This is a genomic window from Pseudoduganella sp. RAF53_2, assembly GCF_052113985.1.
In the GTDB taxonomy this organism is placed as follows: Bacteria; Pseudomonadota; Gammaproteobacteria; order Burkholderiales; family Burkholderiaceae_D; genus Rugamonas.
The window spans coordinates 1-14,339 of record NZ_JBFRDW010000066.1 but is presented as its reverse complement, the minus strand read 5'-3'; the positions used below and the strand labels follow the sequence as shown (position 1 = coordinate 14,339).

General features: G+C 61.0%; 17 protein-coding genes and 1 pseudogene. 10 read left to right on the top strand and 8 right to left on the bottom strand.

The genetic code is table 11. The features are described from left to right. Positions 1-52 precede the first annotated feature (52 nt). Positions 53-973, bottom strand: a complete 921-nt coding sequence (locus AB4Z11_RS06410; RefSeq protein ID WP_442023562.1) for a TraB/GumN family protein — start codon at positions 971-973, stop codon at positions 53-55. Between the two features lie 21 nt (positions 974-994). On the opposite strand from AB4Z11_RS06410, the gene AB4Z11_RS06405 reads away from it, so the two are divergent. From AB4Z11_RS06405 to AB4Z11_RS06395, 3 genes are read left to right on the top strand one after another with little or no spacing between them, the layout of a single operon-like run. Continuing rightward, the gene (locus AB4Z11_RS06405; RefSeq protein WP_442023560.1) at positions 995-1,720 is read left to right on the top strand and encodes a pyrimidine 5'-nucleotidase; all 726 of its coding nucleotides are present in this window, start codon (positions 995-997) and stop codon (positions 1,718-1,720) included. Positions 1,721-1,749: 29 nt separating this feature from the next. Then, positions 1,750-2,325, top strand: a complete 576-nt coding sequence (gene slmA, locus AB4Z11_RS06400; RefSeq protein WP_442023558.1) for a nucleoid occlusion factor SlmA — start codon at positions 1,750-1,752, stop codon at positions 2,323-2,325. Further along, positions 2,326-4,173: a chorismate-binding protein gene (locus AB4Z11_RS06395; RefSeq protein WP_442023556.1), complete on the top strand. Its 1,848-nt coding sequence runs from the start codon at positions 2,326-2,328 to the stop codon at positions 4,171-4,173. It abuts the gene before it with no gap. On the opposite strand, the gene AB4Z11_RS06390 is transcribed toward AB4Z11_RS06395, so the two are convergent. Then, positions 4,168-4,527, bottom strand: coding sequence for a DUF1428 domain-containing protein (locus AB4Z11_RS06390; RefSeq protein WP_442023554.1), 360 nt, complete (start codon positions 4,525-4,527; stop codon positions 4,168-4,170). The two genes, AB4Z11_RS06395 and AB4Z11_RS06390, sit on opposite strands and share 6 nt — an antisense overlap. A 27-nt stretch (positions 4,528-4,554) precedes the next feature. Next, on the bottom strand, positions 4,555-5,523 hold the full coding sequence (ftrA, locus tag AB4Z11_RS06385; protein ID WP_442023552.1) for a transcriptional regulator FtrA: 969 nt from the start codon (positions 5,521-5,523) through the stop codon (positions 4,555-4,557). A 23-nt stretch (positions 5,524-5,546) separates the two neighbouring features. On the opposite strand from ftrA, the pseudogene AB4Z11_RS06380 reads away from it, so the two are divergent. After that, a pseudogene (locus AB4Z11_RS06380) lies at positions 5,547-5,738 on the top strand (rhodanese-like domain-containing protein); the annotation flags it as partial. On the opposite strand, the gene AB4Z11_RS06375 reads toward AB4Z11_RS06380, so the two are convergent. Beyond that, complete coding sequence (locus AB4Z11_RS06375; protein ID WP_442023550.1) at positions 5,735-6,340, bottom strand: glutathione peroxidase; 606 nt, start codon at positions 6,338-6,340, stop codon at positions 5,735-5,737. The pseudogene AB4Z11_RS06380 and the gene AB4Z11_RS06375 sit on opposite strands and share 4 nt — an antisense overlap. Positions 6,341-6,363: 23 nt before the next feature. Continuing rightward, entirely contained in the window at positions 6,364-6,858 is a 495-nt protein-coding gene (locus AB4Z11_RS06370; RefSeq protein WP_442023548.1) for a GNAT family N-acetyltransferase, read from the bottom strand. A gap of 102 nt (positions 6,859-6,960) precedes the next feature. Between AB4Z11_RS06370 and AB4Z11_RS06365 the strand changes: the two genes are divergently transcribed. Both AB4Z11_RS06365 and AB4Z11_RS06360 read left to right on the top strand, forming a co-directional pair. Next, the gene (locus AB4Z11_RS06365) at positions 6,961-8,196 is read left to right on the top strand and encodes an extracellular catalytic domain type 2 short-chain-length polyhydroxyalkanoate depolymerase (protein ID WP_442023546.1); all 1,236 of its coding nucleotides are present in this window, start codon (positions 6,961-6,963) and stop codon (positions 8,194-8,196) included. A 17-nt stretch (positions 8,197-8,213) separates the two neighbouring features. Further along, a complete protein-coding gene (locus AB4Z11_RS06360; RefSeq protein ID WP_442023544.1) occupies positions 8,214-8,600 on the top strand; it encodes a hypothetical protein in 387 nt (128 codons plus the stop codon). Positions 8,601-8,603: 3 nt separating this feature from the next. Here the strand turns inward: AB4Z11_RS06360 and AB4Z11_RS06355 are convergent, their stop codons facing one another. After that, positions 8,604-9,401 (bottom strand): PPK2 family polyphosphate kinase, encoded by a 798-nt coding sequence (locus AB4Z11_RS06355; RefSeq protein ID WP_442023542.1) that lies wholly within the window; start codon positions 9,399-9,401, stop codon positions 8,604-8,606. A gap of 121 nt (positions 9,402-9,522) precedes the next feature. On the opposite strand from AB4Z11_RS06355, the gene AB4Z11_RS06350 reads away from it, so the two are divergent. Together AB4Z11_RS06350 and AB4Z11_RS06345 are read left to right on the top strand one after the other, a co-directional pair. After that, on the top strand, positions 9,523-9,717 hold the full coding sequence (locus AB4Z11_RS06350) for a hypothetical protein (protein WP_442023540.1): 195 nt from the start codon (positions 9,523-9,525) through the stop codon (positions 9,715-9,717). A 46-nt stretch (positions 9,718-9,763) separates the two neighbouring features. Continuing rightward, positions 9,764-10,069 carry a hypothetical protein gene (locus tag AB4Z11_RS06345; RefSeq protein ID WP_442023538.1) on the top strand — a complete coding sequence of 102 codons (306 nt, stop codon included), beginning with the start codon at positions 9,764-9,766 and terminating at the stop codon, positions 10,067-10,069. A 47-nt stretch (positions 10,070-10,116) separates the two neighbouring features. Here AB4Z11_RS06345 and AB4Z11_RS06340 read toward each other — a convergent pair whose 3' ends face one another. Both AB4Z11_RS06340 and AB4Z11_RS06335 read right to left on the bottom strand, forming a co-directional pair. Further along, on the bottom strand, positions 10,117-11,829 hold the full coding sequence (locus tag AB4Z11_RS06340) for an NAD(P)-binding protein (protein ID WP_442023536.1): 1,713 nt from the start codon (positions 11,827-11,829) through the stop codon (positions 10,117-10,119). Next, positions 11,829-13,340: a polyamine aminopropyltransferase gene (locus tag AB4Z11_RS06335; protein WP_442023534.1), complete on the bottom strand. Its 1,512-nt coding sequence runs from the start codon at positions 13,338-13,340 to the stop codon at positions 11,829-11,831. The genes AB4Z11_RS06340 and AB4Z11_RS06335 overlap by 1 nt, the downstream gene beginning before the upstream one ends. A gap of 64 nt (positions 13,341-13,404) precedes the next feature. On the opposite strand from AB4Z11_RS06335, the gene AB4Z11_RS06330 reads away from it, so the two are divergent. Both AB4Z11_RS06330 and AB4Z11_RS06325 read left to right on the top strand, forming a co-directional pair. After that, positions 13,405-13,791 (top strand): DUF350 domain-containing protein, encoded by a 387-nt coding sequence (locus tag AB4Z11_RS06330; protein WP_442023532.1) that lies wholly within the window; start codon positions 13,405-13,407, stop codon positions 13,789-13,791. 20 nt (positions 13,792-13,811) lie between these two features. Then, positions 13,812-14,339 (top strand): SPFH domain-containing protein (locus AB4Z11_RS06325; RefSeq protein ID WP_442023530.1); only part of this gene is annotated, 528 nt, incomplete at its 3' end.

Here is a 14,339-nt window from a genome sequence, read left to right as displayed (position 1 = left end):
CCCTTGGTAAGGGAGAGGCCACGTGTTCAATCCACGTCAAGGGCACCATTCTTCAATATATCCGCTGTACGGATACACCTCGCTGGCGCAGCAGCTCCGGCACACTCCCCGAACCAACCAGATGCAGAACGCCGATCGCGGCAAAGCTGTTCTTTTCGCGCGCCATCAGTTTCACGATGCCGTCGGCCAGGCCCGGATTGCGTTCATCCAGCAGGATCTTTTGCACGAACTGGCCTGAGAAGGTGTCGTCTTCGGCGGCTTTTTTCGCCAGTGCCTCCAGTTTGGCCTGATCGGCGTAGCGCCAGCCATCGGTGATGTCGCGCGCCTGCTCCGCCTGTTCCTTGTCTTCGATGGCGTCGATGCCCTCTTCCAGGAAGCGCACCTGCTCTTCCGCCGTCATGCGGTCAAACAGCGCCATTTGCGCGCTTGCCGATTCAAGTTCGACAACCTTGATCTTGCGCTTCTTTGCCTGCGCGGACAGCCAGCTATCCACCGACAGCTCGCTCTGATAGCCCTGCGCCGTGAATTCGGCGACGGTCAGCACGCTGGCAATCATCCACGGCTTCATGGGCTCCACGGTCGCTGTGGGAATACTGTACTGGTGCAGCAGCTTTTCCAGGCGCGGACGATAATCGGGCTTGAGGGCCTCCAGTGCCGGTCCCTGGCCAGGCTTGTACAAACCGTGCTCAATCACGGCCTGCATCATGCGCGAGGGATCGCCCAGCGGATCAACTTCCAGCGCCAGCGCGGTGGATTTGCCGAGCGCTGACATCACCTGCGGTTCCAGCGGAAAGAAATCCGGTGCTCCCACGTGGATGGTGCCAAACAGCCAGGAGGTATGGCCGCCCTTCTCCAGCTTGAACAGCGCGCCGTGCCGCTGCGCCTGCACGGCGGGTTTCGGCGCCTCTGCCCATGCCGCCGGAAGGGCAAATCCGAGCAGCAGGGAAAAGATCACTATAATCTGGCGTCGCATGATTTCCTTTCGATGAGTGTCGTGAATATTAAACCCTCTGCGCCGGTCTGGCTGTTCGACCTGGACAACACCCTGCACAATGCTTCGCACGCCATCTTCCCGGCGATCATGGCGAACATGAACGACTACCTTGCGCGCGTGCTGGGCCAGGAAGGCACGCCTGCCACGCAGGAACAGATCAACGCGGCGCGCACGCTGTACTGGAAGCGCTATGGCGTCACCCTGCTGGGATTGATGAAGCACCATGGCGTCGACATGGACCACTTTCTGCACACTACGCACGACATTCCCGACCTGCTGTCGCAAGTGCGCCATGAAAAAGGCCTGGGCCGCCTGCTGGAGCGCCTGCCCGGCCGCAAGATCCTGCTGACGAATGCGCCGCACCGCTACTCGACCCGCGTGCTGCGCCATATGGGCCTGCAGCGCCACTTCTCGCATCACATCGCGATCGAATCCATGCGGGTGCATGGCAAGCTGCGGCCCAAGCCATCCAAGCATCTGCTGCGCAAGGTCATGAGCAGGCAAAAACTCACGCCGCGCCGCTGCATCCTGGTGGAAGACACGCTGGCCAATTTGCGCACGGCGCATCAGTTGGGACTGCGCACGGTGTGGATCACGCAATATCTGAAAACAAGCGACCCTGCCGGTGCGGCGCACCTGCCAAAACGAATGAACCGACCCGCTTGGGTCGATGTGCAAGTAAAATCTGTCAAACATCTGCCCGCGCGGCTATCCCGGCTGCGCTGAACCCAATGTCATAAACAGGTCACAGGACTATGGCAAGCACACCGCCCGGCCAGCGCAAGCTGCAAATTCTCCAGGCACTGGCAGAGATGCTGGAGCACCCGAAAGGGGAAAAAATTACCACCGCCGCCCTGGCGCGGAAACTGGACGTGTCGGAAGCGGCACTGTACCGGCATTTCGCCAGCAAAGCTCAGATGTTCGAAGGCCTGATCGAATTCATCGAGTCGTCGGTATTTGGTCTGATTAACCAGATCACTGAAAAGCAGCCGGATGGCATGGGCCAGGCGCGCGATATGCTCGGCATGCTGCTCAATTTTGCGAGCAGCAATCCGGGCATGACGCGCGTGCTGATCGGCGATGCGCTGGTCAATGAAGACGAGCGCCTGCAGCAGCGCATGAATCAGTTCTACGACCGCGTTGAACTGGCGCTGAAGCAAGCCTTGCGTGTGGCTGCATCGGAAGGCCAGGCGCATGAGGAGGATGTGGCGGCACGCGCTTCAATGCTGGTCGCATTCGTATTGGGACGCTGGCACCGTTATGCGAAGACCGGCTTCAAGTTCAATCCTTCGCAGGATGCCGCTGTACAGATTTCACTGTTGTTGAATTAAATGGATGTTGAATGCTTTGCCCTGCTCGATGACGCCAGCCCCAATGCGGGTGGCGCGCATCGCTCACGCCTGTACACCGGCCACCTTGGCACGCTGACCTGCCATCGCTTCGAGGACTGGCCGCAGCTGCTGGAAGATGTGCAGGCCGCGCTGGCGCGGGGCGAGTACGCCGTGTTCACAGGCAGCTATGAACTGGGCCATCACATCGTCGGCATCCCGCCGCGCGCCGCCAATGCGGACACGATGCCGCTAGCGCGCGTGCTGCTGTTCCAGCAATGCGAAGTGCTGAACCAGCCTGAAGTCAGCGCCTGGCTGGCCGCGCTCACGGCAGAAGATGAATCGCCGGCGGGTCTGGGCGGCATTCACGCCAACGTCAGTGAGGCGCAATTCACCGACGCCATCGAACGCATTCGCGACTACATTGCAGCCGGCGATACCTACCAGGTCAACTACACCTTCCGCCTGCGTTTCGACGCATTCGGCTCGCTGCTTGGCCTGTACTCGCGCCTGCGCGCTCGCCAGYCCGTGCCTTATGGCGCGCTGATCGGAATGAGCGACGGCAGCGCCATCGTATCGCTGTCGCCGGAGCTGTTCGTGCGCCACGAAGCCGGCGCGCTGACGGCGCGCCCAATGAAGGGCACAGCACCGGCTGCCCTGTCCGTGCCGGACGGCGCGGACGCCGACGTCGGAAACACACAGCGCGCCGCCGCCCTGGCTGCCGATACCAAGAACCGCGCCGAGAACCTGATGATCGTCGATCTGCTGCGCAACGACATCGGCCGCATCGCCACCACCGGCACGGTGGAAGTGCCCAAGCTGTTCGAAGTTACGCGCTTCGGCAATGTGCTGCAGATGACGTCCACCGTCACAGCCCAACTGCGCGAAGACACCACGTTGCAGGAAGTCTTCGCTGCGCTCTACCCTTGCGGATCGATCACGGGTGCACCCAAACGCCGCACGATGGAAATCATCGCCGAGCTGGAAGCGGAACCGCGCGGCGTCTACACCGGCGCCATCGGCTGGTTCGATGCGCCAGTCGATCCGGCGCGCAAATTCGGCGACTTCTGTTTGAGTGTGCCGATCCGCACCCTGTCGCTGCAAGCGCCGGTCGATGGCGTGCGGCGCGGCGAAATGGGCGTGGGTGCAGGCATCGTCTACGACAGCAATCCGCAGGATGAATTCGCGGAATGCCAGCTGAAGGCGCGTTTCCTCACCGGCCTCTCCAACGACTTCGAACTGTTTGAAACCATGTACGCCACGCGCGAAACGGGCGCGCGCCACATCGAGCGCCACCTGCAACGCCTGGCGTCATCGGCGCGCTACTTCGGCTTCGCGTGGGATGAAGCCGCTGCACGTGCCTACATCACCGTCGCTTGCCAGACGATGCCACCAGGCGTGCCGCATCGCTTGCGCCTTGCCACCAATAGTGCGGGCGCTTTCGCGGTGCAGAAAGGTGAACTGAAGCCCTTGCAGGAACCGGTGAATGTGCTGCTGGCAGATACGCCAACCGAAAGCGGCGGGCTTTTCCTGCGCCACAAATCGACCATGCGCGAAGCTTACGACGCCGCATGGAAAGCCGCCGAAGCGCAAGGCGCCTTCGACCAACTGTTCTTCAACGAACGCGAAGAACTGACGGAAGGTGGCCGCAGCAATGTCTTCGTCAAACTGGGCGGGCGCTGGTTCACGCCACCGCTCGCCTGCGGCCTGCTGCCCGGCGTGATGCGCGCGGTGATTCTCGATGCATGGAGCGCGGAGGAACGCGTGATCACGCGCGAGATGCTGGCCGATGCCGAAGACATCGTCCTGTGCAACGCGCTGCGCGGCGCCCTGCGCGCCAAATTGCTATAGATCGACGATCGTTTCGAAGCCGCCGTAGATCATGCGCTTGCCGTCGAAGGGCATGTTCTTCGGGTCCATCATGTCCTTCATGCGCGGGTCCTTCATCACCTTGTCGTTGATCTCGTCGCGCGCCGCACGCGAAGGGAAGGTGATCCATGAGAAGACCACGACTTCGTCATCTTCCAGTTTCACGRATTGCGGGAAGGAAGTGAACTCGCCGGGCTTCACATCTTCAGCGATGTTCTCGCGGAATTGCAGGGCGCCATGCTCGCGCCAGATTTCACCGCATTTTTCCGCCATATTGCGGTAGGTATCGATATTCTTGCGCGGCAGTGGTACGACGAAGCCATCAACGTATGCCATATCAGCCTCCCTTGGAAAGCGTTCAGCTTATGCCACACAATTGGCGCTGACAAGGAATGCCTTCCGGTAAGCTCCGGGGGTGGTTGAGGCGATGCGGCGGAAGTGATGCCGCAGCGATTCTTCGGAGCCGAATCCGGCCCGTTCCGCTACTTGCGACAGGGCGATCTCCGGCGATTCGAGCAGGTCTTTGGCAATCGCCACGCGCTCGCGTGTCAGCCATTTGATCGGCCCCATTCCGGTAGCATCCTGAAATTGACGCTGCAATGTGCGCGGACTCATGGCGGCGCGTTCGGCCATGCYGGCGATGGTGTGGGTCAAGGTTGGATTGCTGCGCAGCCAGTCCATCAGCTTCGACAGGCGCCCTTGCTCGTCATGCGCCATAGGACGCGGCAGGAACTGCGCCTGGCCGCCTTCGCGATGCGGCGCGACCACCAGCCGCTGCGCCACCAGGTTACCCACGCGCGCGCCGTAATCGCGGCGGACGAGGTGCAGCAGCATGTCCAGCCCCGCCGCCGAACCGGCGCTGGTGATAAGCTGGCCGTTATCCACATACAGATCGTCTTCCTGCACCAGAATCCTGGGATAGCGCTTGGCCAGACGCTCGGCGTAGCGCCAGTGCGTGGTGGCGCGCTGACCGTCCAGCACGCCCGCGGCAGCCAGCACGAAGACGCCTGAACAGATCGAGCACAAGCGCGCGCCGCGTGCGTGCGCGGCGCGGATTTGCGCCAGCAGCTCCGCAGGCGGTTCTTCATCGGCATTGCGCCAGCCGGGGATGATGATGGTGTCGGCACGCTCCAGCAGCTCCGGCGCATGCGGCGCCTGCACGGTAATGCCGCCCATGGCGCTGATCGGCCCCGGCTCGGCGGCGCAGACGGCGAATTCGTACCAGTCCACACCCAGCTCCGGACGGTCGAGCGCGAACAATTCGACGGTACAGCCGAATTCGAAAGTGCAAAGGCGATCGTAAGCGAGCGCCACAACGAGATGTTTGGCCATGGCGCAATCTTAACGCATATTGGAAGCTGGCCGCCTACCCGGCCGAGACGGTGTTCGTGACCTACTGCGCCGGCCCGCATTGCAATGGCGCTGCGCGGGCAGCCATCCGGCTGGCCAGACTGGGCCGTCCGGTCAAGATCATGACCGGCGGCATCACCGGCTGGCTGGACGAGGGGTTCGACCTCGCCCAGGGTGGTGAACAGCAGGCTGCTTAGCTTGCCAATGCCTTTTCGATCGCGACGACCAGCTGTTTGTCGCTTGGGGTGACCTTGCTTGGGAAGCTCTCGATCACATTGCCCTTGCGGTCGATCAGGTATTTGTGGAAGTTCCAGGCCGGGGTCTTGCCGGTGGCTTTGATCAGGTTCACGTACAGCGGATTCGGCGTTGGGCCGGATACCACCGACTTGGCGAACATCGGGAACTTCACGCCATAGGTGTTGTAGCAGAAGTCGGCGATTTCCTTGCTGGAGCCCGGCTCCTGCTTGCCGAAGTCATTGGACGGGAAGCCCAGCACCACCAGACCCTTGGGCGCGTACTTCGCATACATCGCTTCCAGGCCCTCGTACTGGTTGGTGTAGCCACAGTAGCTGGCGGTGTTCACAATCAGGATTACCTTGCCGGAGTATTGGCACAGGTCCTGCGGCGAATCGTCCTGCAGACGGTTGAAGGTCTGCTTCAGGATTGCCGGGCAGGCCAGCGATTGGCCGGCGGTTGCGGCGCCCGGCATGGCTGGCGCGGGGTTCTGCGCCAGCGCAGCACCGGCAGCGCTGAGGCCCAGTGCAGACATCACGGCGAATTTGGCTAGAGTGTGGGACATGGGCTTCCTCAAAAAAAGGTTCATTAAGAAACCGATTGTATGCCAAGGCGGTAGAACTTGCTGTCTACCGGCATGAAATGGAAGGTCGGCGGTAGCTCATCCTTGCGAATCTCGTCAAAGCCGTTCTTCTCGTAAAAGCGATGCGCCGCCAGGAAGAAGGACGTGGTGCCAAGGAAGACTTCACGCACGCCATGCGCGCCCGACCACGCCACCAGTTCGTTCATCAGCCGCTGCGCCACACCATGCTCCTTCCCGCGATAGGCCGCTTTCACGAACATCTTGCGCAACGCGGCTTGTCCATTGCCGATATCGAGCAGCGAAATCGTCCCGATCACCTCCCTTTCATCCAGCGCAACCCAGAAATTGCCGCTACCCTGCTGGTAGAAGCCGGGGATATCCAGCAGGTCCGGCTGCGCCTCCAGCGTGATCGGCACACCGAACTCTTCGCGCTGGATCGGCAGGATGACGGACACAACGCCATCCTGGTATGCGGGCTCATAAGGAACGATTTCAATCATGCAGGCTTGCCTCCATTTCAGAGCCCATAGCATACCGAAACCTGCGCACGGCCGCCCACGAAAGGCGTAGATTAAGGGTCTTACCCTGACCGGGAGGACGCCATGTCTCGTCTGCTCATGATGCGCGTAGCATTCGCACTTGCCATGCTGATGTCGCCGCTGTTCGCGCTGTCGCAGGTCGTTTCGCTGCCGTCGCTGAAGGCGTCGCAGTTATCGGTTTCCGGCTTGTCGTCCGGGGCATTCATGGCGGTGCAGTTCGATGTCGCCTTTTCCGCCAGCGTCATTGGTGCGGGCGTGGTGGCCGGCGGTCCCTACTACTGCGCTGAAGGACAGGTTGGCCGCGCCACCTCCGTGTGCAGTTGTACCGGACTGGGCCAGTGCCAGGTTTCGCCCGGAGGCACCGGCGTCGCGGACCTGATCGCCACCACCAGCCAGAATGCATCCAGCGGACGCATCGATCCCACGGCCCGCCTCGCCAGCCACCGCATCTGGATGTTTTCCGGCAGCGCCGATTCGCTCGTGCCGCAAGCGGTGATGGGCGACCTGGAAAGCTACTACCGAAATTACATCACCAGTGGCCAGATCAGCTTCAAGAAGGACTTGAAAGCCCAGCACGCCATGCCCACGGACTTCTACGGCAACAACTGCACCACGCTCGGCTCGCCCTACATCAACAACTGCAATTACGATGCGGCGGGCGCGCTGCTGCAATGGATCTACGGCAGCCTGACGCCGAAGACCAGCAACACGCCGGCCGGCACCTTCATCCAGTTCGATCAGTCGGAATTCCTGTCCAACCCTGCGAGCCATGGCATGGCGGCCACCGGCTACCTGTATATCCCGCCTGGCTGCGAAGGCGATGCGGCCAGCTGCAGGCTGCATGTGGTCTTCCACGGCTGCAAACAGGACCCGGCCAATATCGGCGATACCTATGTGCGCAACGCGGGCTACAACGGCTGGGCGGACGCCAACCGCATCGTGATCCTTTATCCACAGGCGACCACCACGCCGCTCAATCCCAATGCGTGCTGGGACTGGTGGGCCTATGACGACAGCAATTACGCCATCCAGTCAGGACGCCAGATGCAGGCCGTGAAGCGCATGACGGACCGCCTCACCGGCCAGGGCGGCGCCACGCCGCCGTCACCGCCACCACAACCGGGCGAGTGCTTCACCGCCACCAACTACGAGCACGTGAAGGCAGGCCGTGCCTACGACCGCTTCTTTTTTGCGTACGCGCTTGGCTCAGATCAAAGGATGGGCCTCGACAACACCTTCTCGCGTACTACACTGAAACGCACTGCGCCGAACTACTACGAGATCGGCAGCTGTCCCTGACGAATAAGGAGGTAAGCATGCTTCCATGGTTCTGGTACTGGGCACCGCAGCATCACTATCCGTTCAGCGGCGGCGTGGCGCAGCAGTTCGATCTGGAGCGCTTCTTCAACGCCATTCCGCCCAACGCGGGCAATGGCGAAATAGAGAAGCGCGCATTCGGCATCGCCAGCTACGGCCGCCAGATCGGATGGCTGACCGAGGTGATTCTGCAGCAGCTGGAAAACGTGCCCGCGCCGCCGGACAGCGCACTCGCCAAGCTGCGCGATGTCCAGTGCCGGATCGAGGAAGCGAAAGATGGTCCGGTCAGTGCGCAACGCATCGAAGAAACAGTGCGCGCATTGGCGCGGCATGGCGGCGAGCCATACGCACAGCTGCGCAACCGCCTGCTGCCGCTGCTTACCTGATTTTCACTTGATCTTCATCTTCGCCAGTTCCGGTTTGGCGGGCGGCCACTTCAGCTTCATTCCCTGTAAAGTCTCCAGCAGAATCTCGGCGACGATCAGGTTGCGATGCGGTTTGGAGTCCGCCGGCACGACATACCAGGGCGCGTGATCGGCATCCGTGGCGGCGATGGCCGCCTCATAGGCGCGCAGATACTCGTCCCAATATTCGCGTTCCTTCAAATCCTGCGGGTCGAATTTCCAGTGCTTGCTTGTGTCGTCCACCCGCTCCTGCAAGCGCGCGCGCTGCTCTTCCTTGGATATATGCAGGAAGATCTTGACGATGGTGGTACCGGATTCAGTCAGCAGGCGTTCGAAGTCACGGATCTGCTGATAGCGCTTCTTGCACTCGCCAACGGTAATCATGTCGTGCACACGCGTGATCAGCACATCTTCATAGTGGCTGCGGTTGAAGACCGTGACCTCACCATCCCGCGGTACTTCGCGATGCACGCGCCAAAGGTAGTCGTACGCCGCCTCGATTGCTGTCGGCGCCTTGAAGCCGACCGCGCGAAGGCCCATGGGACTGATTTTGCTGAACAGAGCGCGCACGGTTCCGTCTTTGCCCGAYGTATCGGTGCCCTGCAGGACGATCAGCACCTTTCGCTTGTGCTCCGCGTACAGCATCTCCTGCAAGTCCGCGATCTTTTCAAGCAGGGAGTCCAGCGCGGCMTTGTGCTTGTCGCTGCGGCCGTGGGGGCCGTGCGCATCCTTGTCGCGTAGCTTGAGTTTTGATGGAGCTCTGAATTGCGCCGTCGCCTTCATCTTTTCTCCTTTTGTAAGCATGTGTAAATGGGGTCAACTAGGCCGTAACCAGCCTCGTTTTATGCTCAAGTGACACAGCAATATAGTGCACTTCAATAGCAACCAAAGTGAGGATACAAACATGAAGAAAGTAATCGCCACCATGATCGCAGGCCTGTTCGCAACCGCCGCTTTCGCGCAATCCGCGACGCCAACTTCCGCACCGGTTGCACCCGCAGCGACGAGCACCGCTACCGCACCGGCTCCGGCGCCTGCAGAAAAGAGCGACACCAAAGTTGAAGTGCAAAAACCGGCTACTCAGCAAGCCAGCAAGTAATCCGTAACAAACAATTTATACCATTTACCCCGAAAGGACACACACCATGAAAAAGACCATCGCTACCCTGATCGTAGGCCTGTTCGCTACCGCCGCTTTCGCACAGACTCCTGCTCCTGCAGCAGCACCGGCTCCAGCAGCTGCCAAGGCGCCAGTCGCCGCAACCGCTGCCACCCCGGCACCGGAAGCCAAGGCCGAAGTGAAAGCTGAAGCGAAGCCTGAAGTGAAAGCCGAGCATCACAAAGTAGCGCATAAGGCGCACAAGGCGACCAAGGAAGCCAAGGAAACCACAACGGCGTCCGCAACGCCTGCCGCAGCACCTGCACCAGCAGCTGCGCCAGCCGCCAAGTAAGCTCTCCCAAAGCCCGCGAGATTCGCGGGCTTTTTTTTGCCTATTTTTTACGCGCCGCGTAACGCCAGCTGCGCCGCGCGGTAACCCCACCACGATGCCTCTTCGAAGACGGAGAAGCCGCTCAGGTCGGAGTGGGCGAACAGAATTGGCCCATCTTGCGTTCGCAAGACCTGTAGTCCGGCATTGCTGCGGAATCCTGGCTGCGGAACCGCCATCGCATGGCCGCGCAGTGTTATGTCTACGCGCTCCACACTGGCATCGAACTGCCTGCCGTACGCGGCGCGCAAATCCACGCTGGCCAGCGCCAGCAGCTCTTCTCCGCTTGCCTCCTGCATCCATCGGCGTGCTGCGGCTGGGTCTTTTCCGGCCAGCGCCGTGTAGGCGGTGAAGACGGTTTTTTCTGGCGGCGTGACGCGGATATCCTGATGCGTCGAAACGACGTAGCCAAGCGATTGGCTGCCATACACCACGTTATCCCATGACAGCGGCGCTTGCGGCAGCTCGTCCGGAAAGCGCCTCATCAGGAAGTTCGCCACCAGCCACGGCGCATGCTGGGGCATATGCTGTGCCGGGTCGAAGCCGGGCATCGCCGCCACCACGTGCGAAGCGACGTGCAGTGGCATCGCGCAAATCGCCTTGCGCGCACGGATCGTGAAAGTACGCGGCTTGCTGCCTTCCAGCACGAAGCACAGCGCTTCGACGCGCGCCGCCGCGGAGTCTGTGACACCGCCTGCCGCGGCGCTGTCGCGGCGCCGAGCCGGCTTCGATTCCGCGGCAGGAGCTTCCGGCGCCGCATCGGCACGCGCGGCATCGATGATGCGAAGCGACACCGCCGTCCCCGCCATTCTGCGCGGCTGCGCCCTGCTCTCCATGCCACTGGCCAGCGCCTGCAAGCCTTCCGGCCATGTCAGCCAGGCACCCGGCTCCGCGTTGGCCGCTTCTGCGCCGCGTCCGCAGAAATAGTGCAGCCCCGCCCAGGCGGACACCTTATCGCTGCCCGCACCGTAATCATCGCGGCAGCAGTAATCCATATACCAGCGCAGCGATGGCGAACGGTAGCCCTCGCGATCGAGCCATGCCGCAAACGTCAGCGCATCGAGCTTCAGCCACTCCGGGTCCGTCGAGCACTGCGCAGTTGGAAAGGTAAACACGCGCTTGCCATCGCTCCCCCGCGCATCGCGCAAGGATGCCACCTGCGCAAAGAAGCGCTGATGCTCCTTCACCTCCTCTGCCGGAACACCTTCGCGCGGCAGCACGCCTTCCTGCCAGGCGCCCTTGTACAGCACGCGCTCCTCCGGTGCATGCAACAGAAAACGTTCATCGTAGTACGGCTTCGGCCCCTGTGGATCACGCTGAATCACGCCCAGGTCGGCCAGAATCTCGCGCACATGGAAGCAATCCTGTGTCGGCAGCGGCAGATAATGCGCGCCAGTTGGAAACGCAAGATTGCCGAAGTGCCCACCGGCCGCATTGCCATAGCGTTCCGGCCCATCAAGGATCAGAAAGTCATCGTGCCCTTCTTTGCGCAGCTTCCAGGCGGCAGTCATGGCGGCAATGCCTGAACCGACAATCAGCACATCCGTCTCGATGGTCTGCGAAGACGGTGGCAAAGCGTGGCGATCGCGCAGGAAGTGGCCTTCTTCGCGGCCGGGAGCCAGTACGCGCGGCGTAATCTCGCGCCAGCGTTCAAAGCCCGTGACGGCCGTTGCAGCGGCAAGACCACCGGCGCCAGCCCACACCAAAAACGAACGGCGCAGCATCAGCGGATCACCCTCCGCCAATCCTCTTCGAATTCATGCACCAGCGATTGCGTATTGAGCCGGTTAGGTTCCATCGCCATCGGCTTCATATCCGGCGGGAAGGTGAACATCTCCTGCGTGGTCTGCGCATTCAGATAGCGCATCGGCAGGCGATACGATTCGGGCGCCTTGTAGTTCGCCTGCGGTGAAGCCATGACAAAGCCCCACTCTCCAAACGATGGCACGTAAAGGTGATAAGGCCAGGTGCGCAGGCCCACTTCGCGCAAGGTCGAGTCGATGGTCCAGAAAGCATGCGGCGCAAAGAATGGCGACGTGGACTGCACCACCACCAGTCCGTTCGCAGCCAGATGCTTCTTCACCATGCCGTAGAACGGCACCGAATACAGCTTGCCCAACGCGAAGCTGGAAGGGTCCGGAAAGTCGATGATAACGGCGTCGAACATTTCCTCGTTCTGTTGCAGCCACAACGCCGCATCCGCATTGATCACGCGCGCCCGCTTGTCGGTCAGCGATCCCTTATTCAGCGCCACCAGCTCTTCACGCTTGCTGAACGCCGCCGTCATTGCCGGATCAAGGTCGACCAGCGTGGCCTGCTGCACATTCGGATAGCGCAGCACTTCACGCATGGCCAGGCCATCGCCGCCGCCAAGAATCAGTACGCGCCGCGCCCACGGCAGCGCTTCCATCAGCGGATGCACCAGCGCCTCGTGATAGCGGTACTCATCGCGCGAGGAGAACTGCAAATTGCCATTGATGTAGAGGCGGATATCGTCCTTCCACTTCGTAATCACCAGCCGCTGATACGGCGTGGTGGTCGAATACACGATCTCGTCGCCGAACAAACCATGCTCTCCCCAGCTGGTCAGCCGGTCCGCACTGGCGAAACCGACACACAGCGCCAGCAGCACTGCACAAGCGCGCAGCATGCGGCCCGTAACATTCGCAAGCTCTGTGCGAAACACGAGAATTGTCCACAGGGCGACGCCGATATTCAGCATCCCGAACAGGAAGCCGGTGCGCACCAGGCCCAGATGCGGCGCCAGCACCAGCGGGAACAGCAGCGACACGGCCAGCGCGCCCAGATAGTCGAAGGTCAGTACGCGGCTCACCAGCTCACTGAACTGCGTCTGCCGTGAATTCAGCGCACGCATCACCAGCGGCACTTCCATGCCTACCAGTGCGCCGATCAGAAACACCACCACATACAGCACGGTGCGGAACGGCGCCGCCATCCACGAAAAGGTCATGAACAGCATTGCCGCCGACACGCCACCAATCAGCCCCACGGCCAATTCGATGTCGACGAAACGCGCCAGCACATCGTCGTCCTTCACATATTTCGAGAGGTGGGCGCCGACGCCCATCGCGAACAAATAACAGCCGATAATGGTGGAAAACTGAAGGATCGAATCGCCCAGCAGATAGCTGGACAAAGCGCCGGCAATCAGTTCGTAGGCCAGCCCGCAGGACGCCACAACGAATACGGACAGGATCAGAATCTTTTTGGTCATTTGGCTGCTTTTGCTCTAATATGTTTCTATGTTAGCAAGCTTGTCACTTTAACCGGGGATCGACGTGTACGCCATCGCAAATTATCTGATCCATCTATTTTTGGCCGCCGTACTGCTCGCTGTGTTCTTCAAAGCCTACACCTGGTTCACCCCCTACGATGAAGTGATGCTGATCCGCCAGGGCAATCACGCCGCTGCGCTGTCGCTGGGCGGCGCCATGATCGGCTTCTCGCTGACCATCGGTTCAAGCCTGCTGCACACCTCTAACTACCAGGAGTTCTTTGCCTGGGCCGCTGGCGCGATGGTGGTGCAAGCCATCAGCTATGCTGTAGTAACGCGCTGCCTGAAAATGGCGCAAGACCAGATCGAAGCCAATAACAGCGCCTTTGGTGCACTGCTTGGCACCATTTCCATTTCCATCGGTGGTATCAACGCCGCCTGCATTTCCTGATTTTTCGAACGAGGTCCATCATGAGTATCGGCAGCTTTATCAAGAAGCAGTTTATCGATGTACTGCAATGGAATGAAGACACGGAAGGCGTGTTGTCCTGGCGTTATCCGATGCAGGACTTCGAAATCCAGAACGGCGGCGTGCTGATCGTGCGCGAGTCGCAGGTGGCCGTGTTCGTCAACGAAGGCCAGATCGCCGACGTGTTCGGTCCGGGCACGCACAAGCTCACCACGCAGACCCTGCCCGTGCTGACTAACCTGAAAAACTGGGACAAGCTGTTCGCCTCCCCGTTCAAGTCGGACGTGTATTTCTTCAGCACCCGCGTGCAGACCGGCCGCAAGTGGGGCACGCAGCAGCCGATCACGATCCGCGACAAAGACTTCGACATGATCCGCGTACGTGCCTTCGGCATGTATTCCTATCGCGTCGCTGATGCGCGCAAGTTCTTCACCGAATTGAGCGGCACGCGCGACACTTACACGCGCGACCAGGTGGAAGACCAGCTGCGCGGTATTCTGATGGAAGACCAGCTGCGCGGTATTCTGATG

Coding starts and splice junctions, on each gene's coding strand:
- AB4Z11_RS06410 (WP_442023562.1), bottom strand. CDS start 973: ATGCGACGCCAGATTATAGTGATCTTTTCCCTGCTGCTCGGATTTGCC.
- slmA (WP_442023558.1), top strand. CDS start 1,750: ATGGCAAGCACACCGCCCGGCCAGCGCAAGCTGCAAATTCTCCAGGCA.
- AB4Z11_RS06375 (WP_442023550.1), bottom strand. CDS start 6,340: ATGTCCCACACTCTAGCCAAATTCGCCGTGATGTCTGCACTGGGCCTC.
- AB4Z11_RS06370 (WP_442023548.1), bottom strand. CDS start 6,858: ATGATTGAAATCGTTCCTTATGAGCCCGCATACCAGGATGGCGTTGTG.
- AB4Z11_RS06365 (WP_442023546.1), top strand. CDS start 6,961: ATGTCTCGTCTGCTCATGATGCGCGTAGCATTCGCACTTGCCATGCTG.
- AB4Z11_RS06360 (WP_442023544.1), top strand. CDS start 8,214: ATGCTTCCATGGTTCTGGTACTGGGCACCGCAGCATCACTATCCGTTC.
- AB4Z11_RS06350 (WP_442023540.1), top strand. CDS start 9,523: ATGAAGAAAGTAATCGCCACCATGATCGCAGGCCTGTTCGCAACCGCC.
- AB4Z11_RS06345 (WP_442023538.1), top strand. CDS start 9,764: ATGAAAAAGACCATCGCTACCCTGATCGTAGGCCTGTTCGCTACCGCC.
- AB4Z11_RS06340 (WP_442023536.1), bottom strand. CDS start 11,829: ATGCTGCGCCGTTCGTTTTTGGTGTGGGCTGGCGCCGGTGGTCTTGCC.
- AB4Z11_RS06335 (WP_442023534.1), bottom strand. CDS start 13,340: ATGACCAAAAAGATTCTGATCCTGTCCGTATTCGTTGTGGCGTCCTGC.